The organism is Nostoc sp., assembly GCF_036917675.1.
Taxonomy (GTDB): domain Bacteria; phylum Cyanobacteriota; class Cyanobacteriia; order Cyanobacteriales; family Nostocaceae; genus Nostoc.
Genome location: NZ_JBALCT010000044.1, coordinates 232,242 through 259,172 on the forward strand (window position 1 = coordinate 232,242; position 26,931 = coordinate 259,172).

A 26,931-nucleotide genomic window follows, 5' to 3' on the forward strand; every position below is an offset into this window, starting at 1 on the left:
GGATTGTGTTTTTTCATTTTTCATTTTTCATTTTGAATTGCTTAATAATTGTGTCACCCACACGATAATTTTCCAAGATGGTAAAGCTTCGTAACTCCAAATCCGCACGAGAACTCTTCAACATTTCCAAATTGGCGATTCAATTTTCGTGGCTGACGGTGAGTTTTTGGATTGCCGTAACCGTAGCTGGTGTTCTGGCTTTCAGTTCCCTTAAGTATGCCTTGTTTCCAGATATTACCTTTCCAGTGGTGGTTGTGAATGCTATAGCCCCCCTGACAACTGCCCTGGATACGGAGGCGAAGCTCACCAAACCCCTAGAAAAACGCCTCCGCTCCCTAGAAGGACTGGAAGATATCCGCTCATCCACCTATCCTGGGCAAACTGCTGTTAGCCTTTCTTTTGCTGTTGGGACGAATTTAGAAACATCGAGCAAAAAGGTTGAAACTGCCCTCAAGCAGTTGACTCTACCTCCGGGAGCAACTGACAAAATTATTCCCCTGAATCTAAACGAGTCAGCCGCCATTAGCTATGCCATAGAGAGTCCGACGCGGAATCTCAAAGATTTGACGAAGTTGGCGCAAGATGAGATTGTGAGTGCGATCGCTAAACTACCAGGAGTTTTGAAAGTCTCACTACTAGGTGCTGCTACTGCAACTCCTGGGGTAAATCCAGCGAATGCGAGTGCAGCTGCTCTGCCCCAAGGTGGAGCAACATTAGTCAGGTTTAATGGTGAAGATGCATTAGCATTTCAGGTAATCAAACGCGGTAGCGCTAACACCTTGGAAGTAGTGAGTCGAGTTGAGAAAGAAGTTCAAAGGCTACGCTCTACCCTTAAGGATGTCAACCTGACTTTAGCTGCCACCCAAGCAGAATATATCCGCCACGCCACCCAGTCAACCATCGATGCTTTGCTGGAAGCAGTCGTCATGTCAATCGTGGTAATTTTTCCTTTTTTGTGGAATTGGCGGGCAACTCTCATCTCTGCCTTGGCGATTCCGACGTCTTTGTTGGCGACGTTTATCGTCATGGCGATTTTCGGCTTTAACCTGGAGACGATTACGTTGCTGGCTTTAGCTTTGGTGATTGGTAGTATTGTTGATGATGCGATCGTGGATGTAGAAAACATCATGCGACACATTGAAGATGGTGAAACTCCTCGCCAAGCGGCGCTTTTAGCGACAAATGAAATTGGGTTGACAGTTACCGCCGCCACTTTGACAGCAGTCGCAGTTTTTCTGCCCATAGGTTTGATGGGTGGGGTAATCGGTCAGTTCTTCAAGCCTTTCGGCATAACTGTTTCAGCCGCGATGCTTGCTTCGATGCTAGTTGCTCGAACTTTATCTCCAGTTCTGGCTATCTACTGGCTAAAACCTAAATCCTCACTCTCCCCGCATCAGGAAGCAAAAATCTGGGTGGCGTTTACCCAATTTTACAGAAATTTGCTGAGTTGGTCTTTGAATCACCGGAAGATAGTTATCGGGTTAGCTGTCCTCAGCTTCATCGCAGGTATAGCACTGATTCCACTAATTCCCAAAGGGTTTATTCCCAAACTCGATCGCGGCGAATTTAATATTGCTTATACGGCTCCTTTGCCAAGTATCCCCAGTGGAGCAGAGGAGCAGGGGAGAAATCCCAGTCCGCAGTTCCCAATTCCTAACCCTTTGAACGATTCTCTTGAGGTTGCGAAGAAACTAGAAGAGGTTGTGAGAAAATCACCAGCAGTTGAAACAGTATTTACCACTGTTGGTTCTCGTGAGGGTGAGCCAAACAAAGGCATACTATATGTGAAGTTAAAGGAGAACCGCACAATCACAACTGGGGAACTACAAGATCAATTGCGCTCCTCCTTACCTGCTCTTTCTGGGGTAACTACCAGTGTTGAAGATATTCAATTTGTCGATTCCGGCGGTCAAAAACCCCTCCAAATAGCATTACAAGGTGATGATCTTCAAGCTCTAAGCAAAGCAGTCAAAGCGATTAAAGAGAGGATTCAGAGGCTACCGGGATTTGCTGATGTCACGGTTACAGGTGAAACGAATCCGCAGGGCAAGGTTTTTCAGATCGAGCGTCTGAATAATCAACGGGTGGCCTACATCAGTGCTAATCTGGGCAAGGATCTGTCCTTGGGTGATGCCACTGAGAAAGTGGTAGCTGAAGCAAAGGCGGTGTTACCCTCTGATGTTTCCTTAAATTTAGGAGGAGACTCTGCCCGTCAAGATGAAGTTTTTGGCAGTTTCGGCACTACTCTAGTTCTATCTGCTCTGTGCATTGTTGTGGTACTAATTTTGCTGTTCAAAAGCTGGGTAGATCCTCTGGTTATTGGTGTCTCTTTGCCTTTGGCACTAGTGGGGGCAATGTTGGCGCTACTAATCACCAAGAGCGACTTTGGCATGATCTCACTGATCGGTTTCGTCTTTTTGCTGGGGCTGGCAAATAAAAATGCCATTTTGCTTGTAGATTTTATCAACCAGTTACGCAACGCTGGCTTAGACCGCACCGAGGCGATCCTCAAGACTGGATTAGTGCGCCTCAGACCAATTATGATGACCACGGCTGCCACTATTTTAGGGATGCTACCGATCGCCTTAGGTTTGGGTGCTGGTTCAGAATTGCGATCGCCTATGGCTGTAGCGATCGCTGGTGGACTAGTAACTTCTACTATCCTCAGCTTGATTGTTGTGCCAGTAGTTTACACCATTTTGGATGATTGGTTTCCCCGATTTCAGAAAAGGGAGATAGGTTAATGCAGGTTTTTGTCACGGGGGGGACGGGTTTTATTGGTGCCCATTTGGTACGGTTATTGCTACAACAGGGTTACACAGTCAAAGCACTGGTACGCCATAGCAGCAATTTGGAGAATCTACGCGGTTTGGAGGTGGAAATTGTCAAAGGTGATTTAAATTCACCAAATCTCTGGCAACAGATGCTTGGTTGTCAATACCTATTTCATGTGGCAGCCCATTATTCCCTGTGGCAAACAGACCGGGAGTTACTGCACCGTCACAATGTCCTGGGTACGCGCAATGTGTTAGCAGCAGCTCGCAAAGCGGGCATTGAGCGCACCGTCTACACGAGTTCAGTGGCGGCAATTGGGGTAGGATCATCTGGTCAAGTCGTGGATGAAACACATCAGAGTCCCTTAGAAAAGTTGGTGGGTGACTACAAAAAGTCTAAGTTTCTGGCTGAACAAGAAGCCATGCAAGCCGTTGCTACAGGTCAGGAGGTAGTTATTGTCAATCCCAGCAGCCCGATTGGTTCGTTGGATATCAAACCTACCCCCACGGGTGATATAATCTTACGGTTTTTACGACGGCAAATGCCCTTTTACTTAGATACTGGTCTAAATTTTATCGATGTCCAGGATGTGGCATGGGGGCATTTACTGGCTTTGCAGCGAGGTAAATCAGGCGATCGCTATATCTTAGGTCATCAAAATTTAAGTCTCAAGCGACTTCTCGAAGAACTCGCCGATATCACAGGTCTAATAGCACCTCAACGAACTGTACCCGCTTGGTTGCCCCTTAGTGTTGCCTGGGTTGATGAAAAAATTCTCGCACCATTGGGTAAATCGCCCTCAGTGCCATTGGATGGCGTTCGGATGGCGAAACAACCGATGTATTACAATGCTGCAAAGGCTGTACGAGAGTTGGGTCTACCTCAATCTTCGCTGAATGCGGCACTGAAGGATGCTGTGGATTGGTTTGTTGCTCAAGGTTACGTCAACCCCTCCAGGGAATTCAAAATTAAAGACCCCATAGATAAATCTTGGGGCTGAGAAAGTGGTGTTTTGATCTACAGAGGAGTAATAGAATGGCAGTTAATATACAACAAGCTATGGATATTGGGAAGTACCTTGTTACTCAGCGTTTGAAAGGACGTAAACGCTTCCCTTTAGTATTGATGTTGGAACCTCTTTTTCGGTGTAATCTAGCCTGTACTGGTTGCGGTAAGATCCAACATCCAAAGGAAATTTTAAAGCAAAATCTCACCCCAGAACAGTGCTTTGCCGCAGTGGAAGAGTGCGGCGCACCGGTTGTCTCAATTCCTGGAGGAGAACCTCTGCTACATCCCCAAATTGATGAGATTGTCCAAGGATTAGTTGAGCGCAAGAAATATATTTACTTGTGTACCAATGGCTTGTTGTTAGAAAAGAGTCTGAATAAGTTTCAACCTTCTCCTTACCTAACTTTTAGTGTGCATTTAGATGGGATGCGGGAGTTGCACGATCAGTGTGTCGATCGCCAAGGTGTCTTTGATATTGCTGTCAAAGCTATTCGCGCCGCTAAAGCTAAAGGCTTTCGAGTTACTACTAACACCACTATCTTTGAGGGTACCCAACCCAAAGATATGCAAGAGTTTTTCGACTTTCTGGAAACACTAAATACTGACGGGATGATGATTTCTCCCGGTTACAGTTACGAGTGGGCACCAGATCAAGATCATTTTCTCCACCGAGAACAAACCCGCGCCCTCTTCCGGGAAATTCTAGCTCCATACAAAGCTGGTGAAAAAAACTGGAACTTCAATCACAATCCGCTATTCTTAGATTTTCTCACTGGTGAGAAAGACTACGAATGCACACCTTGGGGTAGCCCTAGTTATAGCGTTCTCGGTTGGCAAAAACCTTGCTATTTGCTGAACGAAGGTTATTACTCTACCTTCAAGGAATTACTAGCACAAACTGACTGGAGTCAATACGGCCAGAAGAGTGGTAATCCCAAGTGTGCCGATTGTATGGTTCACTGCGGCTACGAACCCACCGCCGCAATTGATGCAATGCAGCCGCAAAATATGGCGCGTGCCCTTGGTAGTGTGTTTGGTAGGAACTAAGGAACGTGGATTAAATAAAATGTAAAACTTCATCCTATCTCTAGCTTCCCTCTCCAATATATCGGAGAGGGATTGAGGGTGAGGTAAGCCAGGGACATAAATTGTATGTTATTTAATTCTTATTCCTAAGTAATCGAGAGCTAGATGGCAGCTTAGGTGGATGTTTGAACTTTGGACAAAGGCGATGCCGAAGGCGGTAAACTACGCACTGATGACAGCATTCAAGCGATCGCGTTCAGCGTCTCGTAGAGAGGAAACGAAGCGATCGCTGGTACGTTGAGACTTGCCAAAATATTCATTGAGAGAATGCTTACCTAGTAAGCTTTTCAGGCATACGCGTCACTCTTTTGTGTGACTTAGGGTCGCACCTTCGATTGCTCATTTACCCCGTGTATGGAACGGAAAACTACCTTTAAAGCATCACGAGGTCGGGGTGTGGGTATCATTACTAAATCCAAATTTTGCCCTGGTACAAGTTCCCATTCATAACCACGCAATAGCAAAGCAGCAAATATTTTCATCTCTAATTTAGCAAATTCCTTACCTAAACATTCTCTTATTCCACCCCCAAAAGGAACGTAACTAAAAGGTTTAGATTTATCCTCAGCCCTATCTATACCAAACCTTTGCGGCTCAAAATTTTTAGGATTTTTATATATACTTTGATCTTGATGGGTTTTACTTATCTGATACAATACAGACCAACCTTGGGGAATACGATACCCATTAAACTCACAAGTTTGGATAGTCGAGCGAAAACCGCCACCAACTGGAGGAATAATTCGCAAAACTTCCTTGAGTATTTGGTCTAGGTAAGTCATTTGTTGAAGATGTTCAGGTGTTAGCGCACCTGCACAAATTATTTGTTGTTGTTCTCTCCTAGCGGCTGCTAAAATTTCTGGATTTTGCGCTAACAGCAAACATAGAGAAGATAGTGCAGAAGTTAAGGTTTCATGCCCAGCGAATAATAAATTCAGAATTTGGTCTTTTAGTTCTTCTATACTTAAACTCTTACCATCTTCATCTTTGGAATCTAGCAATAAACCTAAAGCATCTTGATGAGAATTTCCTTGTTGTTGACGCTGTAAGATCATCTCTTCAATTTTTGTTAATAACTTTTCTCGGCATTTTAATGCTTTCCCAAATTTCGTCCAAGGTAATCGAATAGGGAGAGTAAATAATCCGGCACACCATTCTTCAAATAATTCAGTAAAATGGGTATCATTAGTAGCGTCTTTTCCTACTAATAATTTACAAGCTATATCAAGAGTATATTGTCTTAGCTGAGGATACCAAGTCAATTGATTGAATGTTTCCCATTTTTTGAAGTGGCGATAGCTAATTTCTGACATCGCTGGTAGATAACTTGCCAAAGCTCTCGGTTGAAATGCTTGTGATAATAATTTGCGTCTTGTTTGATGGATGCTGCCTGTTTGCGTTGATAAAGAAGCAGAGCCGAGTAATATTGCAACACTCTCTGGCCATTTTATTGCAAAATTCTGATTTTCTTCGCTAAATAAATAACGATTAGCTTCTGCTCCCAACATCATAATAGTTGGCGAACCAAATAGATTAGTTTTAAAAATGTTGCCGTATTTCTGTTGTCGTTTGGTAGCAAAATCTGGGTCACGCAAAAAGCTAATTGTCTCCCCAATCAACGGGAAGCCCAAGCTTCCGGGAGGTAAAGGTAGTTGATTTTTAGTCAAAATATCTTGGTTTTGTGATTGTTTTTTTGGGATTTTCATGCTTTGTTGCGGTCAAGCTTTATTGGACTACTGGATACAGCCTTGGCTGTTAAAGAAATAGAGACAATCCGGGTTATCCTCAGCGAATACGAACACCAGCTTCTATTAAGGCTGACCAAGGAAGTCTTGTTTGCCAAGTTCTACACCGCAGTGTCTGAGAATGTCATAAGCTGTTGTGACATGGAAATAAAGATTTGGTAAAACAAAATATAAGAGAAATGGCATTCCTTGAAAAGAGATAGTGTTGTCACCCATCTTAAGGGTAATTGCTCTCTCCTCAGAACCGTCGATTTGCTCAGGTTTAAATGTATTTAAATGAGAGATAGTTTTTTCAATGCGGTCAATAAGTTGAGGGAATGTAGTTTCATTGTCCTCAAATTGGGGTGGTTCTATTCCTGCTAATCGTGCAGCACCTCTATTTACTATGTCAGAGGCAATTTGCACTTGTTTTGATAACGGAAACATATCTGGGGATAGACGACCATTGATTAACACAGAAGGATCTATTTTTTTAGTTTCAGCATAAGTAGCACCTTTTTGCAGAATATTTACAAGGTTATTCAGTGTGCGAATAGACACAGGTATTGAAGCTTGGTACATTGAAATGCTCATTGAGATTTCTCCACAAAAAGTTTAAAGGATTTTGAAATCGTCCCATCTCATTTTATCAAACAGAATTCAGGAGTCAGGAGTCAGAATTCAGCAATGAATTCTTTCCGAGTGGCGGATGAATAACTGGGTTTAAGACCACCACCAAATTTTCTTGTTTTGTGGTGCAACAATTCAGTGGCGGATCTAAGAACAAAGTTGCTCCTCTTGGGGAGACCCAAAGACCGCACTTTGCGCTGAATCCCCGACTAATTGATTCTGACGCCTCGGCGGAGCTTTCCTTGCTCCGCTCCTGAATTCAGAATAGCTGAATTCTTCTTCAACGCATGGTTTACTACGGCTAGGAACCAACGATTGCAATGCGATCGCCAATTAGGCGCGTGCCCCTATCATGGGCTAGGAAGTAGCCAATACTACACAAATTAAAGGTGCGATGCCTGGGTTGACCTATTCGGTGTCGCATTCTTTAACGGATTTCCCAGAAATAAATTATCCCATCTTTATCTTTTGGGGTGGAGAGGATTCAATATGGTTCGGTTAACTTGTTGAACAACTCCAAGATCCCCGTAACAGTGTAAATACTTACTGCTAAAAGGTAAAAGTAATATTGCTTATCTTATCGGCTTTTTAGGCTTTTGTAAAAAGTAAACTTATGTAAAGGAAATTAACAAACATAACAATAATTTGTAATAAATTATGATGCGGCAACATTGTATAAAGAGAACTTAGAGGCAAAAAACAACATCTTAATCAGGTTTTCCAGTCGTTCGCAGAAGTTTTAAGTTTTCTAACAAAAGTTTTAATCTGAAAGCCTGGAGATCGTAAACTTATTTCTTGAGATGTCTGTTTTAAACCTTTCGTAACTCGTCAGGCAATGCTGACATCAAAAATAAACTGAACCATTCAGTTTTGAGTCCAATTATTCTTAACCAAGCAAATTAGGAGATTTAAGGCAATGGTTTTAGATGCATTTGCAAAAGTAGTTTCCCAAGCTGATACACGTGGGGAATACCTCTCCGATGCACAATTGGATGCATTGAGCGAACTAGTCAAAGATGGTAACAAGCGTGCAGATGCTGTTAACCGGATTACCAGCAATGCGTCAGCTCTTGTTGCTGCTGCGGCTCGTGATTTGTGGGCAGAACAACCCCAATTGATCACTCCCGGTGGTAATGCTTACACCAGCCGTCGCGCTGCTGCTTGCATCAGAGACTTGGACATCATTCTTCGCTACATCACCTATGCAATCTTTGCTGGCGATTCCAGCGTGCTAGATGACCGTGCCCTCAATGGTTTGCGGGAAACCTACTTGGCATTGGGAACTCCAGGAGCTTCAGTTGCTGTTGGTATTCAAAAGCTGAAACAAGCTTCCCTGGCCATTGTCAATGACACAAATAACATCACCAGAGGCGATTGCAGCGCTTTAGCATCTGAAATAGCTAGCTATTTTGATCGTGCTGCTTCAGCAGTAGCTTAAGGCAGACATTTCTGCTATTGACTGAGATATTGTCCATAGGACAAAACAAAATTTCAACCAAAAGTTTGTAAAAGGGAAATACCAAAATGACAAAAACACCTCTAACTGAAGCAATTTCATCGGCTGATTCTCAAGGTCGCTATCTCAGCAGCACCGAGATTCAAGTTGCTTTTGGTCGCTTCCGCCAAGCGCCAGCTAGCTTACAAGCAGCAAAAGCATTGAGCGCTAATGCTCAACGCTTGACCGAAGGTGCTGCTCAAGCAGTTTATAACAAGTTCCCTTACACCACTCAACAACAAGGCCCCAACTTCGCGTCTGATGCACGCGGCAAAGGCAAGTGTGTTCGTGATGTCGGCTACTACTTGCGGATTATCACATACGCTTTAGTTGTTGGTGGCACAGGTCCCTTGGACGATTTCTTGATTTCTGGCTTGGCTGAAATCAACCGGACTTTTGACCTATCTCCTAGCTGGTACATTGAAGCTCTGAAGTACATCAAAGCTAACCACGGTCTAAGCGGCGACCCAGCTGTTGAAGCAAATTCCTACATCGACTATGTAATCAATACTCTAAGCTAGAGTGTTTCTTTAGCCCGGAGAGGAAATCAGCTCTTATGACAAGTAAGTTCTATGAGTTGTTTACCTCTCCGGGCAGTTTTATCAGAAAGGCTAGCTGAAAACCCTGGAGAAACGGGAACGTAGTTCTGCATTTTTTGATTTTGTCAATTTAATAAGACTGTTAAAAGATTAGAAAAAAATTTTCTAAAAAGTTTTCAGTTTTGTAGTTAAAACTGAGGAGGTTTAAAGATGGCAGCTTTGGGACAAGCAGCAAGATTAGGGATTGGAGCATTTGAAAACTCAGCACTCGTAGAACTCCGTCCCGATAGAACAGAAGCGGATGTGGCAGTGGTTATCCGGGCGGCTTACCGTCAAGTATTGGGTAATGAATACCTACTGGAAGGAGAGCGTCTAGAGAGTGCAGAATCACTGTTGCAGCAAGGTGCAATCTCAGTTCGGGGATTTGTGCAAGCCATTGCTCAATCGGAACTCTATCGGGATAAGTTTTTCTACTCTAATTCCCAAACTCGGTTTATCGAGTTGAATTATAAGCATTTATTGGGGCGTGCCCCACAAGATGAGTCAGAGATTTCGTACCATGTTGAGCTTTATAACTCCCAAGGTTATGAAGCTGAGATTAATTCCTACATTGACTCATTAGAATATCAAGAGAGTTTTGGCGAAAATGTTGTGCCCTACTATCGAGGCTTTAAAAGTCAAGTAGGACTGAAAAACGTTGGATTTGGCCGACTGTTCCAACTGTATCGGGGTTATGCCAATAGCGATCGCTCTCAAGGACAAAAACAAGGACGGCTAACCTGGGAAGTGGCTAAAAATCTGGCTTCACCCATTTATCCAGTCTCCGCCGGAGCCTTAACAGGACTCTCTACAGGTGGTCGCGGGGAAACATACCGCATCAGAGTGCTACAAGCAGCTTCCCCAAACTCGACTGTAGTGCGGCGGGGAACTGCGGAATTGATCGTACCCTACGAGCAACTTTCTAGTAAATTGCAGCAGTTGAATCGCAAGGGCAGTAAAGTGATTAGCATTACAGCCGTATAAATAGTTACTGGAGTGGGGAGTAGGGAGTAGGGAGTAGGGAGTAGGGAATTTCACCACTCCCGTACAGACGCGAGGAACATCGCGTCTCTCTACCCACTCCCCTTACCAATTACCAATTAGAAAAGGAAAATTACCAATGGCTATTACAACAGCAGCGTCCCGTCTGGGGACAGAGCCTTTTAGTGATCAGGCTCCTGTAGAATTGCGTCCAAATGCAAGCAAAGAAGACATTGAGAGAGTAATTGCTGCCGTCTATCGTCAGGTGTTGGGCAACAACTACATATTGGCATCTGACCGCCTTACAAGTGCTGAATCTATCCTGCGGGATGGAAAAAATACAGTGCAAGAGTTTGTGCGTCAAGTAGCTAAATCAGAACTGTACAAATCCAAGTTTTTCTACGACAATTTCCAAACTCGCGTCATCGAACTCAACTATAAACATTTGTTGGGTCGTGCCCCCTATGATGAGTCTGATGTGGTCTATCACTTAGACTTGTATCAAAACAAGGGATATGAAGCCGACATCGATTCTTATATTGATTCGCCAGAGTATCAATCTAACTTTGGTGAAAATATTGTGCCTTACTATCGCGGCTTTAAAACCCAAACAGGACAGAAAACTGTAGGATTTAGCCGGATATTCCAACTTTATCGCGGCTATGCCAGTAGCGATACGTCCCAACTTAAAGGCAAGTCCTCACGCCTTGCTAGCGAACTAGGTCGCAATAGTGCATCCATCGTTGTTCCTCCCTCCGGCGGTCCTTCAGGCTTTTCATACGTTGCTTCGGAAAAAGGCGTTACCCCCAACAGTACTTTCGGTGGTGCGGGAACTTTTGGTAAAGAAGGCAGACTCTACCGCATTGAAGTAGCAGGCGTTTTTGGGGCTGGGTATCCTAGCACCCGCCGTGTTAATCAAGCGGTGATTATACCTTATGAAGAACTATCTAGTTACTTCCAGAGAGTGGTAAAACAAGGTGGTAAAATCGCCAGTGTGAAGCCTCTTTAGTGTCATTTGTCAATCGTCATTAGTCATTATTCAAGGACTAATGACAATTTAGAATTGGGAATTAATTTTATGCTTGGACAAATTAGTAGTAGAAGTAGTAGTCGTTACTTTCGGTATGAAGTAGTCGGTCTACGCCAAAGTGAAGAAACCGAAAAAACTAACTATCCGATCCGTTCAAGTGCCACTGTGTTTTTCACAGTACCTGAGAACCGGATGAATCAAGAAATGCAGAGGATTACTCGCTTAGGTGGCAAAATAGTTAGTATTCAGCCATTGAACGCTGAAGCTCAAACAAATAGCACACAAAGCCATCCTGCTTCTTGATAATGAATTCCAGTCCGCAGAAATTTGAAGATTTATCACCGACAAGTAACTTTGGCGATGGTGAATCTTTAACGGTAGAGCAAGCTCTAGCTAATCTTGAAAGTGCAGATTTAGGCTTGCGATTTTATGCTGCCTGGTGGTTGGGTAGGTTTCGCATCGGTGAACCAGCTGCGGTTACAGGACTGATTAAAGCTTTAGAGGATGAAGCCGATCGCACACCAGAAGGTGGATATCCTCTGCGACGGAACGCAGCTAGAGCCTTGGGGAAACTAGGCGATCGCCAGGCAGTATCACCTTTAATTGGGTGTTTAGACTGCTCAGATTTTTATGTCCGGGAAGCTGCGGCACAATCTTTAGAGATGTTGGGTGATCCGGTTTGTATTCCTGCCCTGATCAAGCTATTAGTAGTAGGTTTGCAGGGAGAGCAACTCATATCAAACCAGCCTGATTTATCTCAACCTTACGACTCCATCTTAGAAGCCTTGGGAACTTTGAAAGCGACTGAGTGTATCCCTTTGGTAAAGCCATTCTTAGAGCATCCAATCGAATTGGTGCAATATGCTGCCGCACGAGCCATGTATCAATTAACCCAAGAACCAGTTTATGGAGAACGGTTGGTAAAGGCTTTAGGGGGTGAGAAATTGCAATTGCGTCGAGCAGTGTTAGCAGATTTAGGAGCGATTGGATATCTACCCGCAGCAGATGCGATCGCACAGACTCTTGCCGAAAATAGTCTGAAGCTAATTTCTCTTAAAGGATTACTAGAATATCAAGTTAACCACACAGCAACAAGCACTTTCTCAGCAGGTGCGATTAAAGTGATGAATTTGATGGACTCGCTGTTGTAGTCCTAAGTTCTAGATAATCAGTTGTCATTAATACGTTTAAATTAAATATTTGTCACACATAAACCCCCAACCCGACTGCAAAATCAGGGCTAGGGGTTTATGTATGATGCCAACTACGGATAACTCAAGCTACAATTGGCTGACGACTAATTACTCATGAAAAATTCCTATGAATAACAGTGAGCTTGCCCAAATATTAATCCGTGCTGTGCAAGAAGCAGACTCATCAGAGCGGCTAGTAGACGCAGTTCAAGAGTTAGCAGCAGCTGGTATAGAGGAATCTGTTCCCACTCTGATTGCAGCTTTAGGCTATAACAATCCAGGGGCGGCGGTGGCGGCGGTAGATGGACTAATTGCGATCGGGGAAACCGTAGTACCCCCACTATTGCAACTAATTGATGACTACAACTACGGTGCTAGAGCGTGGGCTATTCGTGCCTTAGCGGGAATTGGTGATGTCCGGGCGCTAGATACCTTGTTAGAGGCAGCAAAAACCGATTTTTCCTTAAGTGTGCGGCGGGCAGCTGCCAGAGGATTAGGCACTTTGCGCTGGCATCAAATACCGTCTGAGAAACTGGAATCTGTTCAGACTCAGGTATTAGAGGCGCTATTACTAATTTGTCAAGATCCAGAGTGGGTAGTGCGCTATGCAGCAGTGACGAGTTTAGAAACACTAGCCATTGCAATAGCAGTCACTTTACCCGATCAAGCGTCGCGGATTACAAATCAACTTCAGCAAATGCTCAATACAGATGCCGATCTGGGAGTTCGCACCCGTGTAAGGTTGGCACAGGAAAAAATTCAGCCGCAACAACATCAAGAAACGTTTGCACCGAAAAGAAAGCTACAAGACATTGAAGTGCCGGAAGTGCCTTATCGTGGTGCTGGCAGACGGTGAAATACCCCGCCGTAAGACGGACGTTGCTCTCCCAATTCATCGGGAATAATCTCGTTTTCAGCCAGAGGCTGAAAACGAGACAATCTCTAAAAACTGCTTCTAGACTGCTTTTAACATAAAGACTGAATTTCTGTCTGGATATTGCCACGGGCAGATGGTTCGGCGAACTCTGACATTAAAGGTGTAAAGTAGATATGCGATCGCTGTAAAAATTCTTCTAAAACCTGCCGACGACCTATGATATACTCTGCCTGTGCCACCCAGCCATATTCCTGGCGAATGGCATGAGCGTATTCTGGATATTGCACTAGGTTAGTAGCCAAGATCGCTAAATCTGCATCAAGTAGAACTTGGCTATCATAGTCATCCACCGCAGCTTGGTGCTTTTTAGTGTTCAGAATCAAACGGGTGACAGTAGTGATAGTACTTTCTGGAATACCCAAATTACTTAGCAATTTCAAAGCATAGTCTACGCTTCGTTCTTCATTATCTTCAGCTTGAGAGTTATACACTACATCGTGAAACCAGGCAGCTAGTTGAACAGCAGCTAGGTTGTTAGTGTAGCCTTGCAAAATCTGAATTGTGCCCAGGACGTGATCAATGTGTTTCAGTGTATGGTAGTAGCGATCGGGGGTAGAGTAAGCTGCAACCAAGCAATTAAAGGCTTTCTCAGCCGCTACCTGTTCAACACCAAAGGGTTTGAGTGTGTGTTGCCAGTTAGAAAATAAGATATGGGTGAGGTTTTCTGTAGGCATAAACATAGTATTCACAATAGTATTCACACTATTAATATGACTGAGCTAATCTTTTGGGCTGCAACATTTGTCTCATCAAGTTAGAAGTAGATCCACCCTCTCTACGAGACGCTACGCTAACAACTCTTAGTAGGGTGGGGAGGAATAGCTGGTAATGAGGAGCATTACCTACGATCAATCTTGAACGCAGTAAAAGTAGGGAATGGGTAAGCGACGAATTACCAATTTCACAATCTTCAATGTATATGTCTCATCGTTTTCAGTCTCACATTAATCACGTCATCAGCTACCAACTTGTGAAGTCTGCCAAGGCAACTAATCCTGAAAGTTCCCACCTCAGCCGTTAGGCAGGTGGGGGTAGTTTACCAAAAGGATAACACTTGTGATTGAATTGGGCATTGGGCATTGAGAAAGAGAAGGCAGAAGGCAGAAGTTCTTCAATGCGTGAATTTTGAATTGATTTCTCCCCACTCCCCACTAAATATATGAAAGCGTCAAAATAGAAGACACAGGCTTTATACAAAAAGCCTTGCCTTGATTAACGGAGTTTATGATCAGTGGTATTACAAGTACAAACAAGCACCTACGAAGCTAAAACCCAAGAAATTGCTAAACAACTTCTCGCAGCAACGCAGGAAAATCGTTCGTTTTTTTCTTCCCTGCGGGATCAAATGCGCTGGGATGATAAATTACTAGCTTGGGCGATGGGTAATCCTGGGTTGCGGGTGCAATTATTTCGCTTTATAGATACGCTACCTGCTTTGCATAGTAAATCAGAAATTGCCTCACATTTACAAGAATATCTCGGAGATGAGTCTGTAGAATTACCGGCAGCTTTGAAGGGAATGCTCAATTTTGCTAACCCCGACTCTATGCCAGGACAAGTTGCTGCTACAACCGTTGGTACTGCGGTTGAAACTCTTGCTCATAAATATATTTCTGGTGAAAATATTAAACAAGTCATCAAAACAGTTGAACGACTGCGAAAAGAAAAAATGGCTTTCACCATCGACTTACTTGGTGAAGCGGTGATTACCGAAGCTGAAGCGCAGTCTTATCTAGAACGCTATCTAGAATTAATGCAACAATTGGTGGAAGCATCGAAGAATTGGACAGCTATCCCAGCTATTGATGAGGCTGATGGCGAACTGATACCAAAAGTTCAGGTTTCTGTTAAATTAACCGCGTTTTATTCCCAATTTGATCCTCTAGATGCTAAAGGTAGTGAGGAACGAGTTAGCGATCGCATTCGGATTCTCTTACGTCGTGCTAAAGAATTAGGCGCAGCTGTGCATTTTGATATGGAACAGTATGCCTATAAAGATATAACTCTCAGCATCTTGAAAAAACTGTTACTAGAAGAAGAGTTTCGCCAACGCACAGATATTGGCATAACAATTCAAGCATATCTGCGTGATAGTGAGCAAGATACCAAAGATTTAATTTCTTGGTTGAAACAGCGCGGTTATCCCCTGACAATCCGCTTGGTGAAAGGCGCATATTGGGATCAGGAAACTATCAAAGCAGCGCAGAAGCATTGGCCACAACCAGTTTACAACGAGAAAGCGGCAAGTGATGCTAACTTTGAAACCATCACTCAGTTATTGCTAGAAAATCATCAATATGTGTATTCTGCCATTGGTAGCCATAATGTGCGATCGCACTCTCGCGCCATTGCTATCGCTGAAAGTTTAAATGTGCCTCGCCGTCGCTTTGAATTACAAGTCCTCTACGGTATGGGTGATAAAGTTGCAAAGGCGTTGGTTGACAGAGGTTATCGGGTGAGAGTTTACTGTCCTTATGGTGAATTATTACCTGGAATGGCGTATTTAATTCGGCGGTTGTTGGAAAATACGGCTAATAGTTCTTTTTTACGGCAAAATCTCGAAAATCGACCGATTGAAGAATTATTAGCGCCGCCGATTGTCAACGTAGAGACGCGATTAATCGCGTCTCTCCAAAGTACAGACGGGATTAATCGCGTCTCTCATTTCCTTGGTGCTGCTGATACCGATTACGCTGAGGAAGAGATGACAAGAAAATCTGCTCAAGCTTTCCAAAGCGTTCGTCAACAGTTGGGTAGAACTTATTTGCCCCTGATTAATGGCGAGTATGTTAATACGCCGGAATTTGTTGATTCTCTGAATCCTTCTAATTTCAGTGAGGTAGTTGGTAAAGTTGGGTTGATTAGCGTTGAACAAGCCCAACAGGCGATGGAAGCTGCGAAAGCGGCCTTTCCTGGGTGGAAGAAAACACCAGCTAAACAACGCGCTGATATTTTGCGGAAAGCGGGAGATTTGATGGAAGAACGCCGCGCCGAACTTTCAGCTTGGATGGTTTTGGAAGTTGGGAAACCAGTTAAGGAAGCTGATGGAGAGGTTTCTGAGGCGATAGACTTTTGCCGATACTACGCTGATGAGATAGAACGATTAGATGAAGGTGTGAATTACGACATTCCGGGCGAAATAAATCGTTATATTTACCAGCCACGGGGAATTGTTGTGGTGATTTCTCCCTGGAATTTCCCGCTAGCGATCGCTTGTGGAATGACGGTTGCTGCTTTGGTTTCAGGCAATTGTACTCTCCTCAAACCGGCTGAAACGTCTTCTGTTATTGCAGCGAAACTCACAGAAATCTTGGTAGATGCTGGTTTTCCCAAAGGTGTATTTCAATACGTCCCTGGCAAGGGTTCGCAAGTCGGCGCTTATTTGGTAAATCATCCAGATACTCATGTAATTGCTTTTACAGGTTCCCAGGAAGTCGGCTGTAGAATTTACGCAGAGGCGGCAATTTTGAAACCTGGACAAAAGCACATGAAGCGGGTGATTGCGGAAATGGGCGGCAAGAATGCCATTATTATCGATGAAAGTGCTGATTTAGACCAAGCTGTTGTGGGCGTAGTGCAGTCGGCATTTGGTTACAGTGGACAAAAATGTTCTGCGGCCTCAAGGGTGATTGTGCTGCAACCAATTTATGATACCTTTGTGCAACGGTTGGTGGAAGCGACAAAATCCTTGAACATTGGGGAAGCAGAGTTACCGAGTACACAAGTTGGGCCAGTGATTGATGCTAATGCCCGCGATCGCATCCGCGAGTATATTGAGAAGGGTAAGGCAGAAGCACAACTAGCTTTAGAATTACCAGCACCAGAACAAGGATATTTTATCGGCCCAGTTATCTTTAGTGAAGTATCGCCCAATGCGGTAATTTCCCAGGAAGAAATTTTTGGCCCTGTGTTGGCGGTAATTCGGGTGAAAGATTTCCAGGAAGCCTTAACAGTCGCCAACGGTACAAACTACGCCTTGACTGGCGGACTTTACTCTAGAACGCCTTCGCACATTCAACAGGCGCAGACAGAGTTTGAAGTTGGGAATTTGTACATTAACCGCAATATTACAGGAGCGATCGTTGGGCGGCAACCCTTTGGTGGATTCAAACTTTCTGGAGTAGGTTCTAAAGCAGGCGGGCCTGATTACCTCTTGCAATTTTTGGAACCACGCGCAGTCACAGAAAATATTCAGCGCCAAGGTTTTGCACCAATTGAAGGCGCAGATTAAACTACAAGAGTAGGTAGCGCATATAGGACTCATATTTGATTTCTGAAAAGATACGTAGGGGAGCCAGTGCGTTGCGGTGAGGGGGTCGCAGTCTTGGCGCTTGGCGTCGATTGCGAACCCCCGAACCCGAAGGGAGGTTCCCTCCGTTGTAGCAACTGGCGTTGTGTTAGCGCCGAGAGTACGGCACCATCTCAAGCTCTTGGTGCGTTACGACGTTCCGTCTAACACACCCTACGAACACTTAGATTTTTTCAAAAATCAAATAGTAATCCTATATGCCCTACTTATTAGACTTCTTGCATAAATCAAAAATAAAGAACCCCACCCCGCATTTGAGTAAAGCAAACGCTCCCCTCCCCGCAAGCTCTTAGGGGTTGGGGATGGGGTGTTAAGGACTTTTGCAAGAGGTCTATTATATGTAGAAATCGTAGAGAGACTTTAATGAGTAATTTAGTTATAAAAGTTGCTGAATTACCTGAAGATTTTCCGGCAATTCAAGCAATTAGAATAGCAGTATTTCAAGAAGAACAAGGTGTAGATCCCGCTTTAGAGTTTGATGGCAAAGATGAAATATCTGAGCATCTAATTGCTTATTTAAATGAGGAAGTTGTGGGTACTACCAGAATTAGATATTTAGATGAGAAAACTGCCAAAATAGAAAGGCTTGCTGTTTTGTCTACAGCTAGAGGACAAGGTATTGGTAAGAAAATTATGATCAAAGCACTAGAGATTATAGCTAATAAAAATATCCCCGAAGTAGTGATTCATGCTCAAGAATATGTGAAAGATTTATATAAAAAATTGGATTTTGTAGAAGACGGAGAAATCTTTGAAGAAGCCAGTATTCCCCATGTGAAAATGAGGAAAAGTTTCTTACCGTCAAAGTAAAATATACTATATTTCCACTTCGTTCCATAACCCGCTCTAATCCCTACCCTACTAAGAGTTGAGGCTAGAGACTGCCGCGATGCGTTAAATTTGGAATTTGAAATTTGGAATTGATTTCTGCCCCATCTCTCGAATGCACTGGATTTGGTAGAAACAGAGTGAACTGACTACCTTTTCCCAAAGTCGATGTGAAGGTAACATCTCCACCATGCAAACGCGCTAATTTGCGTGTTAAAGCTAAACCCAAACCAGTGCCTTCATACTGACGATTTAACCGACTGTCAAGCTGTTTAAACGGTTCAAATATAAATTTAAACTGATTTGAGTCTATCCCAATTCCAGTATCTGAAACTGCAAACGTTATCCCTTGCGGTACTTTTTTGACTACCAGCGATACCTGTCCGGTTGGGGTGAATTTAATGGCATTGGTTAGCAGGTTGAGTAGCATTTGCTTAATACGCCGTTCATCAGCAATACAAATATCCGCTTCTAGGTCAATTTCATGCGTGAGTTGCAATCCCTTTTCTAAGGCGCGATCGCGCACTGTCCAGATGGCATAATTACATAAATCTGACACTGCCAAAGCTGAGAGTAACGGTTGCTCTTTGCCTGCTTCTACCTTAGATAAATCAAGGATATCGTTAATCAGTCCCAGCAGATGTTCACCACTACTATATATAGAATTTACATATTCGTTCTGCTTTTCATTGAGTGAGCCAACTATTTCTTGTTGCAGCAACTGTGACAAACCCATAATCGCATTCAGAGGTGTCCGCAACTCATGGCTCATGGTTGCTAAAAATTCATTTTTTGCCCGACTGGCTGCTTCTGCTGCTTCTTGAAAGGCACGCAGTTTCAACTCTGTTTGCTTGCGTTCAGTAATGTCCTCAATCATCGCTAAAAAAAACTCAGGTTCACCATTACTGCCAGGTATAACAGAAACAGAGATATGAGTCCAAACTAAGCTACCATCTTGATGCAGGCAGCGTCTTTCCATCTCAATGCAATGTCTAGCGACAAGCTGTTCCTGATCTTCGGAGGCTTGGAAGCCGACCCTCGAAGTTCTCTTTAAGTCTGTGCGAATTCCTGACATCAGTTGTTTGTAAAGTTTTAACCCCCCCCTTTCTGTGGGAATGTAATCTGTAAAGCGCTTGCCATATAGTTCTTCTCGGCTGTATCCAAAAATCTTGCACAGTGCCAGATTGGTATCGACTATCTGCGCTTTCATATCTATAAGTCCTATGCCGATAGAGGAACGCTCAAAAATCGCCCGGAATTGTAAAGCCTCTTGGGCTTGGTTCTGCTCTGTAATCTCTCTAGCCGATACCACCTGCATTAGTTACCCTTAAGAACAAATAATTTTGTTTTGCAGTTATACGTAAAAAGTAAAACCGTCTTTGTATAACTACAATTACTTCATAAGGGTTTTCCTATCCGAAAAGTATTATTTGTTTCATCAAATCTTTATTTAGTACTGACTAGCAAAACACCGTTGATTCCAATACGGTTCACTTAAGAAGAATAGTAGGTTGGGTTGAGCGTAAGCGTTACCCAACAAAGCCTTGATAATGTTGGGTTTCGTTCCTCAACCCAACCTACGCCAGTTTTAGTTTTTAGCCTTGACCCAAGCGTATTGCCGTTGATTCCCCTAGAGAAAGATGCCTAAAGTCTTAAATTTTGCCAAAATCAAGGTAATGGCAGCTGTTGTGGAGGTGAAACGATGACGGATAGTAGTGTGAGAATTGTTTCTTTAATTCCCGGTGGAACAGAGATTTTAGCGGCACTAGGGTTGGTTGATGCGATTGTAGGGCGATCGCACGAATGCGATTACCCTCCAGAAATCCAAAACCGTCCCATTTGTACCCAAGCACGTTTAAATTCCAATGCCTCCAGTAGCGAAATTAACGATGAGGTGAACAATTTATTGCAATCTGCTCTCAGTATTTATGAAATCAAAACAGATGTTTTAGAGCAGTTGCAGCCTACCCACATTCTCACTCAAGACCAGTGCGATGTTTGTGCTGTTAGCTTACACCAAGTTGAAAAGGCAGTTGCCACACTCATTGACAGTAAACCCCAGATTATTTCTTTACAACCCAATAGTCTCAAGGATGTTTGGGCTGACATTGAGCGAGTTGGCAACATCTTTGGCGTAGACTCGGTAAACATCTTAGAAAACTTAGAAGCTCGCGTCAAAATTTGTCAGCAAAGAATCCAAGGACTTTCTTTAAATGAAGTGCCTACTGTCACCTGCATTGAGTGGACTGATCCTTTGATGGTCGCCGCCAACTGGATTCCAGAATTAGTTAACTTAGCAGGAGGACACTCTCTATTTTGTGTTACAGGTCAGCCTTCTCCTATCTTGCCGTGGGAAACACTATTAACAAGTAATCCCGATGTAATTGCTTTTATGCCTTGTGGGTTTGATTTAAATCGCACTCGCCAAGAAGCCAATTTGTTAACTCAACATTTAGACTGGGAAAAATTGCATGCTACCCAAGCTGGTAGAGTCTACATCACTGATGGTAATTCTTACTTCAATCGTCCAGGACCACGACTGGTAGATTCTCTAGAAATTTTGGCAGAAATTTTGCATCCAGAAATTTTTCAATACGGCTACAAAGGAACCGGTTGGGAACCTTTATAAGAAGAATTCAGAACTCAGGAGTCAGAATTCAGTATAAATTGGAGTTTGATGGCTCGACTAAGCGTTCGGCCAATGTCTGGGTAATGAATATTGGTTTAAAACTTTGCCCTTTGTGAGCGAAAGAAAATTTAAATATTCTTCCTTATTAGAACTCCATGCCTTCATGGGTGGAGCATTCTGAATTCTGACTCCTGAATCCTGACTCATTTTTATGGTGTTTGTTCAGAATCTGCCGATGGTTCATTGTTAAATAACAGCAGGCGTGCAGCGAGCATGGCAAATCCCACAGCAGCGATCGCTTTTAGGACGCGTGTAGGTAATAATTCCGCCACTGCACCCCCTGCTAATGATCCCAACAGACTTGTCAACAGCAATGCGCCTGCTGCGCCAAAAAATACTGCACGCGGGGAATTACAACGCCCTGAAAGTGCGATCGCTGCTAGCTGACTTTTGTCACCCAATTCTGATAAAAAAACTGTAATAAAGCTCAGTCCTAAAAGATGCCAGTCCATATAATTAAAGGGGAGTGGGGAGTGGGGAAAAGGAGAGAGATGAATTAATAACCAATGCCCCATGACAAATGACTAATGACTAATGACTAATAACTAGTAAATATATCCCAAAACAGCATTAGGGAAATCACCAACAACATCACGCCTGCTGATTTTTCTACAGTTTTCGGGCTGAGTCGGTTGGCTATCCAACTACCTAAAAGCACACCTAATAAGCTGGTGGTTATCAGCGCCGCCGCAGAGCCGATAAATACCACCCACGGCGAATGAGATTCTGCACTCATTAACAGGGTGGATAGCTGAGTTTTATCTCCAATTTCTGCTAGAAAAATGGTTACAAAAGTTGTACCAAAAACTACTAGCACTGATTGCTGCTTTTGAGGACTATCGACAACTACAGGCTGAACTGACGGAGCGATCGCGATCGCAGGAGTTAAGCTCAAATCAGTGCTGTCTTTCAGTTCTAGCTCGATCTCAGTCTGAGATATGCTAGATATGTCCAAAGGAGCAGAGTCAAGTTTCACAAGCAATAGTTTTGTTGCTAGGTTGTTTTCATATTTCTATCATATTCTCAGATTGTTAATAAATTGCAACCCTATAGAAAAAAAGAAGCGGTGGAGTGAATGTTAAAGCCCAACAGCTTTATTGAAGCGTAGTATTTCCAGACTGCGATCGCCATATACTCCCTCTATTTGCTGACGACAGCAGTCAATGGCAAAATCGTTGACTTCTTCTGGTTCAACCCCATACATATCTTGAAACACTTCTGATTCCACACGGCAGAAGCGAGGACGATTGGAGTAGATGCGACATTCTCGCGTGGTATGGTCGAAATTAACGCACCATCCTCCTTCGCCTACCATGCTGAGGTAGAGTTCTAATTCTGGTGGAGAGAGATACTCTTCCAAATCTGGACGCTCTGCTGGATCAAGATTACAGCAGGCTCCACATTGCTTTACACATTGCCAAGTTGACATTTTTAATTAGGGAGTGGGGAGTGGGGAGTAGGGAGTAGGGAGTAGGGAGTGGGGAGAATAATCAATGCCCAATCCGCTTATTTTACGTTTTTATATCTTTTCTTATAATTTTGTTAAGTAAATTAAATCTAACAGACCATAGCCAGATATGATCGATTTTGGGTTTTGTAATTAAGTTATTGAATTTTTTAAAACAATTGAGAGGAGAAAAGCAAAATGTTTGACGCTGTATCTGACTTGTTTAACGCTTTTACCAGTATCAATTGGGAAGTAATCTTCCAATTGCTGTCTGTGGCGCTAATTGTGATTGCTGGCCCAGCAGTAATCTTTGTGCTGGCATTTCGCAACGGTAACCTTTAACAGTGCTGAGTGCTGAGTACTGAGTAAGTAGAAGTGTGGAGTGCTGAGTAGAAGAAAATTTTGGAATTTAAAACTCATAACTCATAACTTAAAACTCATAATTCATAACTCAGCACTCAATACTGATAACGCCTGAAGGGCAGCTTGGATAATATTGTCATACGGTGGTTGAGAAATATCAACCTCTTTAGCGTTTTGACGATTAGTACCCAGCAAACCGATTATATCTCCTGGCTCCATGACTAATACTTTGCCTTCAGAATTTTTAATTCTTAATTCTGCTTCAATACCGTTTTTATAGAAACCACAAGTATAATGTCGCTGGTTGTATTCAAAGGTGGTGCTTGACGGAATAGGTGGCGAAGCAAAAAATTGTTGAACCTGAATTGGCAGTCTGACACCGATTAATTCTAGCTCGATGGTGGTCTTACCGTTAAAGTAATTTTCTCGCAGTTTGTAAGCGACATCCACTCGTGGTGGTAAGTGGAAATAGTCGCCCCAACGCCAAGCGATCGCCTTAATTTTGTATTCTTGATTATCAATAGTTTGGGCAATTGTTAGTTTAATGTGACCCTTCCCGACGATTTTTTGCTCAATCACTTGAACATTAGGTGTCCAAAAAACTGGATCGGGGTTGTCCATACCGCAGGGGTGTAGAGCATTAAGCTGTTGATAAAGCTGCTGATTGATGTGATTGAGGTTGACTTCGGCATCAATTTTGAGCAGAGGCTTAAGATGCTGGGGTTCAAGACACTGGTTAGCAAACTCAATCAAACGCGATCGCAACACCTGTAAATTCTCTGCTGGTAGAGAGAATCCTCCGGCTGCTTTGTGTCCACCAAATTTTCCTAATAAATCGTGACAATATTCCAAAGCTTCAAACACATGAAACTCTGGAATCCCTCGTGCTGAACCGCGTATATGTTCCTCATCCTCATAAGTACCAATAAACACGGGAACGCCGTAACGTTCCACCAAGCGGGAGGCCACGATACCAATAACGCCGTGATGCCAATTGGGTTGAACAACAACTAATACACGGTCTTTTTGTAGAGATGCAACAAATTCTGTTTCTACATAAGCGATCGCTTCTTGTTCAATTTGCTCACACATTAACTGGCGACTAGTATTAGTTTGTTCGCACTGCTTTGCGAGTTCCAGCGCCACCCCCATATCATCTGTAGTCAGCAATTCAATCACAGTCTGGGGATTACCAATCCGACCAATAGCATTAATTCGCGGCCCCAAGCGAAAACCGATATCTTCAGGCTTTAACGATTTTGGATTTTGGATTTTGGATTTTGGATTGGGGCTTTTCTCCCCTGCTTCCCCTGCTCCCTCTCCTCTCACCTCCACGCCACCTACCTGAATTAATGCCCGTACCCCAGCTAAGTTAGATTTGGGTAAATGCTGTAAACCTCGTTTCACCCAACGGCGATTTACGCCAGTTAAGGGAGCTAAATCTGCGATCGTTCCCAGTGTAAATAGTGCTAGCATCGGCTGGATCAAGCCCTTAGTCGCCCCTAGCTGTTGTGCTAGAGACACTGCCAAAATGTAGGCAACACCAACACCAGCAACACCCCGATAAGGTGACGATTCTGCTATTAGTTTGGGGTTGAGGATAGCGTTAGCTGGAGGTAATTTTTGGGGGATATCGTGGTGATCGGTGATAATCACTGCAAGACCAAGTTCTCTAGCTCTAGCAACTGGTTCAAACGCAGAGATGCCATTATCTACAGTCAGAATTAGCCCTACACCTTCGCTGTGAAATTCTTCAACTATGCGTTTATTAATACCGTAGCCTTCGTGCATCCGGCTGGGAATAGCATAATCTACCTTTGCGCCTAAAGTGCGGAGACTACGCAAAAGTAGAGCAGTGCTGGTCATACCATCAGCATCGTAATCACCACAAATAGCAATTTTAGTTTGAGAAGCGATCGCATTTTGCAACAACTCCAAACTAATCGCCAAATCTGGGAATTCCTCTAACGGCGAAGGTAAGACTAAAGACTCTGGATCTAAAAATGCTTGTACCTGTTCTGGTGTTTCCATGCCCCGATTAATCAACAACTGGCTGATAATGGGTGAAACATTAATCAAAACCGCCAGCTTTTGGGCAAATTCTGGTTTTTGTGGATGAATTTGCCAGCGCTGATTAGGTAAGCGCCTACTAGGTTTTGAGAGTTCAGATACAGGTCGGTCTAGCACAGTATAAAGTTAGGGGTTTTTAGTTAGGATGTATATTGACTAATTAATTGTCGTTTTTATTTCTGGCAGAAATTTAGCTGTGAACATTATATAATTATTAATGTTTATATCACCAATTAAGAGATTTAGAATTAAAAGTAATTTGTTTTTGTAATATAATGTTTCTTGTAAAGTTCATATTGCTTACAGGATCAAAAACAATACTAAATTTTGGAACATCTTCCAAAGTACTTACTACGACAAGAGCATAATCATTTTTATATTCCTGCGCTTTCAAGAATTCATTATTTGTTAATCTTACACTACCATAATTAGATTTAATGCCTTTTATTTCAGCTAAAAATGCTTTTTGGAAAACATCTACTTGAAAATCGTAGCCATCTCCAAATGTTCGGGCATCTTCTAAAAAACCATCTTTAAATTCCTGGATACTTTGATAATTTTTTATGAAAAACAGTTCTGCTGCTTTGCCAGTATCTTGTAATTGCTTAAATTTACTCTTTAAAATAGGGCTTATAGATTTTGCATCTATACTACTACTGATTTTTTTGTCTAGGTAAAGTTTGATAATATTTGCATAAGATTTATAATCTTCTGAACCAAAAAGGGAATCAATTAGTATTTTTCGATGAATATATGTATCTCCCTTTTGCCATCATCCTTTTCTGGCATTTTCAAAAAAAGGATCAAATAAATCTTGTCTATTTTTTATTGTTCCTATAGTTTTAGCAATACCAGTGTTTACAAGATAAATAAAAAAATCTTGCTTAGTTTTAAAACTAAATTCTCTAACAAAATCCATATCAAATTTAGCTAAACCATATCCAATTAGATTAAGAATTTCATAATTCTCATGTTTGTTAGTATTAGCTCGACTCATAAATTAGACTATTAACTTAAGTTATAACCGTATTGTCCTATAGAAGACAGTAGTATGTCACTGATAACACATAGTAATTCAGTGTACATAGGAGTTATGAATTAAAGGTTGTTTCTTAACTCATAACTAATAACACTATTTGCAATCTAAAACACGTTAATCCTACCATCATCCATAATATATAACGAGCGATCGCCCGGAGAGCGCAAAGTCGGACGGAGTTCAAGCCGCAATGTGCCAAAATTAGGTTTCGAGACAATTGCTTGTAGCGATAAACCCTTTTCGCTCCAAAATATCAGAGATGTATTTGGCTCCGTACCCTCTATTTGTTCTAAATTTAATTTCTGTCCTGGACTCAAGGATATTGCATCAGTCCCGGAGGGTTTTTGGATTTTGATCAGGTTGGGTGTGCTATTGACGACTTCAACTCGGATGTGTTGCCCAGGCGTAAATTGAATTGGGTGCGACCCACACTTAGAGGCACAAGTTTTAGCTAAAGTAGCACTAGGATTATTGATTGATCCAACTAGAATGGTGGCTGCAACTAAAGCAAATGACAGAGACTTAAACATAATACACAGTATAAGTACTAAACTGAAATATTACTCCAGCTTAGTACTATTAAGCCTCAGCATATTTTCTCGAATTAAGCTGAGGAGATTATCTTGACAGTGGCAGATGATACTGAGCATATTTGCGACGCCGAATAGCCCGTCGTAGACATCGCTATACTGCTTGGACTGGTGTAAGCCATAATCAAAAAAGAATTAGGAATCAGGAACACAGAAGCG

The 26,931-nt window shown here is 42.8% G+C and carries 25 protein-coding genes and 2 pseudogenes; 15 read left to right on the forward strand and 12 right to left on the reverse strand.

The window, feature by feature from the left end:
* Window positions 1-77 precede the first annotated feature (77 nt).
* Genes V7K31_RS15185 through hpnH form a run of 3 tightly spaced genes read left to right on the forward strand, consistent with a single transcriptional unit; the run spans window position 78 to window position 4,830 of the window.
* Window positions 78-2,744, forward strand: coding sequence for an efflux RND transporter permease subunit (locus V7K31_RS15185; RefSeq protein ID WP_335095128.1), 2,667 nt, complete (start codon window positions 78-80; stop codon window positions 2,742-2,744).
* Window positions 2,744-3,775, forward strand: a complete 1,032-nt coding sequence (hpnA, locus tag V7K31_RS15190) for a hopanoid-associated sugar epimerase (RefSeq protein WP_335095129.1) — start codon at window positions 2,744-2,746, stop codon at window positions 3,773-3,775. The genes V7K31_RS15185 and hpnA overlap by 1 nt, the downstream gene beginning before the upstream one ends.
* 35 nt (window positions 3,776-3,810) lie before the next feature.
* Window positions 3,811-4,830 (forward strand): adenosyl-hopene transferase HpnH, encoded by a 1,020-nt coding sequence (gene hpnH, locus V7K31_RS15195; RefSeq protein WP_335095130.1) that lies wholly within the window; start codon window positions 3,811-3,813, stop codon window positions 4,828-4,830.
* Window positions 4,831-5,186: 356 nt separating this feature from the next.
* Here the strand turns inward: hpnH and V7K31_RS15200 are convergent, their stop codons facing one another.
* From V7K31_RS15200 to V7K31_RS15210, 3 genes are all read right to left on the reverse strand, one after another.
* Entirely contained in the window at window positions 5,187-6,575 is a 1,389-nt protein-coding gene (locus V7K31_RS15200; protein ID WP_335095131.1) for a cytochrome P450, read from the reverse strand.
* Between the two features lie 105 nt (window positions 6,576-6,680).
* Entirely contained in the window at window positions 6,681-7,187 is a 507-nt protein-coding gene (locus V7K31_RS15205; RefSeq protein ID WP_335095132.1) for a DUF1993 domain-containing protein, read from the reverse strand.
* Window positions 7,188-7,524: 337 nt separating this feature from the next.
* Window positions 7,525-7,647, reverse strand: a complete 123-nt coding sequence (locus V7K31_RS15210; RefSeq protein ID WP_335095133.1) for a hypothetical protein — start codon at window positions 7,645-7,647, stop codon at window positions 7,525-7,527.
* Between the two features lie 492 nt (window positions 7,648-8,139).
* Here V7K31_RS15210 and V7K31_RS15215 point away from each other — a divergent pair, with 492 nt between their 5' ends.
* From V7K31_RS15215 to V7K31_RS15245, 7 genes and pseudogenes are all read left to right on the forward strand, one after another.
* A complete protein-coding gene (locus tag V7K31_RS15215; RefSeq protein WP_334996615.1) occupies window positions 8,140-8,661 on the forward strand; it encodes a phycocyanin subunit beta in 522 nt (173 codons plus the stop codon).
* Window positions 8,662-8,747: 86 nt separating this feature from the next.
* Complete coding sequence (gene cpcA / locus V7K31_RS15220; RefSeq protein WP_334947110.1) at window positions 8,748-9,239, forward strand: phycocyanin subunit alpha; 492 nt, start codon at window positions 8,748-8,750, stop codon at window positions 9,237-9,239.
* Window positions 9,240-9,467: 228 nt separating this feature from the next.
* Window positions 9,468-10,280, forward strand: coding sequence for a phycobilisome linker polypeptide (locus tag V7K31_RS15225; RefSeq protein WP_335095134.1), 813 nt, complete (start codon window positions 9,468-9,470; stop codon window positions 10,278-10,280).
* Window positions 10,281-10,416: 136 nt separating this feature from the next.
* Entirely contained in the window at window positions 10,417-11,286 is an 870-nt protein-coding gene (locus V7K31_RS15230; protein WP_335095135.1) for a phycobilisome linker polypeptide, read from the forward strand.
* 69 nt (window positions 11,287-11,355) lie between these two features.
* Window positions 11,356-11,583: pseudogene (locus tag V7K31_RS15235) on the forward strand (phycobilisome linker polypeptide); the annotation flags it as partial.
* A 29-nt stretch (window positions 11,584-11,612) separates the two neighbouring features.
* Window positions 11,613-12,458 (forward strand): HEAT repeat domain-containing protein, encoded by an 846-nt coding sequence (locus V7K31_RS15240; RefSeq protein ID WP_335095136.1) that lies wholly within the window; start codon window positions 11,613-11,615, stop codon window positions 12,456-12,458.
* Window positions 12,459-12,627: 169 nt separating this feature from the next.
* The gene (locus tag V7K31_RS15245; RefSeq protein WP_335095137.1) at window positions 12,628-13,356 is read left to right on the forward strand and encodes a HEAT repeat domain-containing protein; all 729 of its coding nucleotides are present in this window, start codon (window positions 12,628-12,630) and stop codon (window positions 13,354-13,356) included.
* Window positions 13,357-13,466: 110 nt separating this feature from the next.
* On the opposite strand, the gene V7K31_RS15250 is transcribed toward V7K31_RS15245, so the two are convergent.
* Entirely contained in the window at window positions 13,467-14,111 is a 645-nt protein-coding gene (locus V7K31_RS15250) for an HD domain-containing protein (protein WP_335095201.1), read from the reverse strand.
* A 557-nt stretch (window positions 14,112-14,668) separates the two neighbouring features.
* Here V7K31_RS15250 and pruA point away from each other — a divergent pair.
* Window positions 14,669-17,668, forward strand: coding sequence for an L-glutamate gamma-semialdehyde dehydrogenase (pruA, locus tag V7K31_RS15255; RefSeq protein ID WP_335095138.1), 3,000 nt, complete (start codon window positions 14,669-14,671; stop codon window positions 17,666-17,668).
* 441 nt (window positions 17,669-18,109) lie between these two features.
* The gene (locus V7K31_RS15260) at window positions 18,110-18,556 is read left to right on the forward strand and encodes a GNAT family N-acetyltransferase (protein ID WP_335095139.1); all 447 of its coding nucleotides are present in this window, start codon (window positions 18,110-18,112) and stop codon (window positions 18,554-18,556) included.
* 64 nt (window positions 18,557-18,620) lie between these two features.
* Here V7K31_RS15260 and V7K31_RS15265 read toward each other — a convergent pair.
* Window positions 18,621-19,877, reverse strand: a pseudogene (locus V7K31_RS15265) (sensor histidine kinase); the annotation flags it as partial.
* A 213-nt stretch (window positions 19,878-20,090) separates the two neighbouring features.
* Here V7K31_RS15265 and V7K31_RS15270 point away from each other — a divergent pair.
* Complete coding sequence (locus V7K31_RS15270; protein ID WP_335095140.1) at window positions 20,091-20,222, forward strand: hypothetical protein; 132 nt, start codon at window positions 20,091-20,093, stop codon at window positions 20,220-20,222.
* Window positions 20,223-20,276: 54 nt separating this feature from the next.
* On the forward strand, window positions 20,277-21,203 hold the full coding sequence (locus V7K31_RS15275) for a cobalamin-binding protein (protein WP_335095141.1): 927 nt from the start codon (window positions 20,277-20,279) through the stop codon (window positions 21,201-21,203).
* Between the two features lie 209 nt (window positions 21,204-21,412).
* On the opposite strand, the gene V7K31_RS15280 is transcribed toward V7K31_RS15275, so the two are convergent.
* The 3 genes from V7K31_RS15280 to V7K31_RS15290 form a co-directional block, all read right to left on the reverse strand.
* Window positions 21,413-21,715: a TMEM165/GDT1 family protein gene (locus V7K31_RS15280; RefSeq protein WP_335095142.1), complete on the reverse strand. Its 303-nt coding sequence runs from the start codon at window positions 21,713-21,715 to the stop codon at window positions 21,413-21,415.
* Window positions 21,716-21,801: 86 nt separating this feature from the next.
* Window positions 21,802-22,239 carry a TMEM165/GDT1 family protein gene (locus tag V7K31_RS15285; RefSeq protein WP_335095143.1) on the reverse strand — a complete coding sequence of 146 codons (438 nt, stop codon included), beginning with the start codon at window positions 22,237-22,239 and terminating at the stop codon, window positions 21,802-21,804.
* A gap of 102 nt (window positions 22,240-22,341) precedes the next feature.
* Window positions 22,342-22,692 carry a YkgJ family cysteine cluster protein gene (locus V7K31_RS15290; protein ID WP_334996642.1) on the reverse strand — a complete coding sequence of 117 codons (351 nt, stop codon included), beginning with the start codon at window positions 22,690-22,692 and terminating at the stop codon, window positions 22,342-22,344.
* A 216-nt stretch (window positions 22,693-22,908) separates the two neighbouring features.
* Here V7K31_RS15290 and psb30 point away from each other — a divergent pair, with 216 nt between their 5' ends.
* Window positions 22,909-23,052 carry a photosystem II reaction center protein Ycf12/Psb30 gene (gene psb30 / locus V7K31_RS15295; RefSeq protein ID WP_069068686.1) on the forward strand — a complete coding sequence of 48 codons (144 nt, stop codon included), beginning with the start codon at window positions 22,909-22,911 and terminating at the stop codon, window positions 23,050-23,052.
* A 102-nt stretch (window positions 23,053-23,154) separates the two neighbouring features.
* Here psb30 and V7K31_RS15300 read toward each other — a convergent pair whose 3' ends face one another.
* The 4 genes from V7K31_RS15300 to V7K31_RS15310 form a co-directional block, all read right to left on the reverse strand.
* On the reverse strand, window positions 23,155-25,260 hold the full coding sequence (locus V7K31_RS15300; protein ID WP_335095144.1) for a single-stranded-DNA-specific exonuclease RecJ: 2,106 nt from the start codon (window positions 25,258-25,260) through the stop codon (window positions 23,155-23,157).
* Between the two features lie 109 nt (window positions 25,261-25,369).
* Window positions 25,370-25,894: a DUF3883 domain-containing protein gene (locus V7K31_RS31885; RefSeq protein WP_442941292.1), complete on the reverse strand. Its 525-nt coding sequence runs from the start codon at window positions 25,892-25,894 to the stop codon at window positions 25,370-25,372.
* A 21-nt stretch (window positions 25,895-25,915) separates the two neighbouring features.
* On the reverse strand, window positions 25,916-26,140 hold the full coding sequence (locus tag V7K31_RS15305) for a hypothetical protein (protein WP_335095145.1): 225 nt from the start codon (window positions 26,138-26,140) through the stop codon (window positions 25,916-25,918).
* A gap of 146 nt (window positions 26,141-26,286) precedes the next feature.
* Window positions 26,287-26,712, reverse strand: coding sequence for a hypothetical protein (locus V7K31_RS15310; RefSeq protein WP_335095146.1), 426 nt, complete (start codon window positions 26,710-26,712; stop codon window positions 26,287-26,289).
* Window positions 26,713-26,931: the final 219 nt, after the last annotated feature.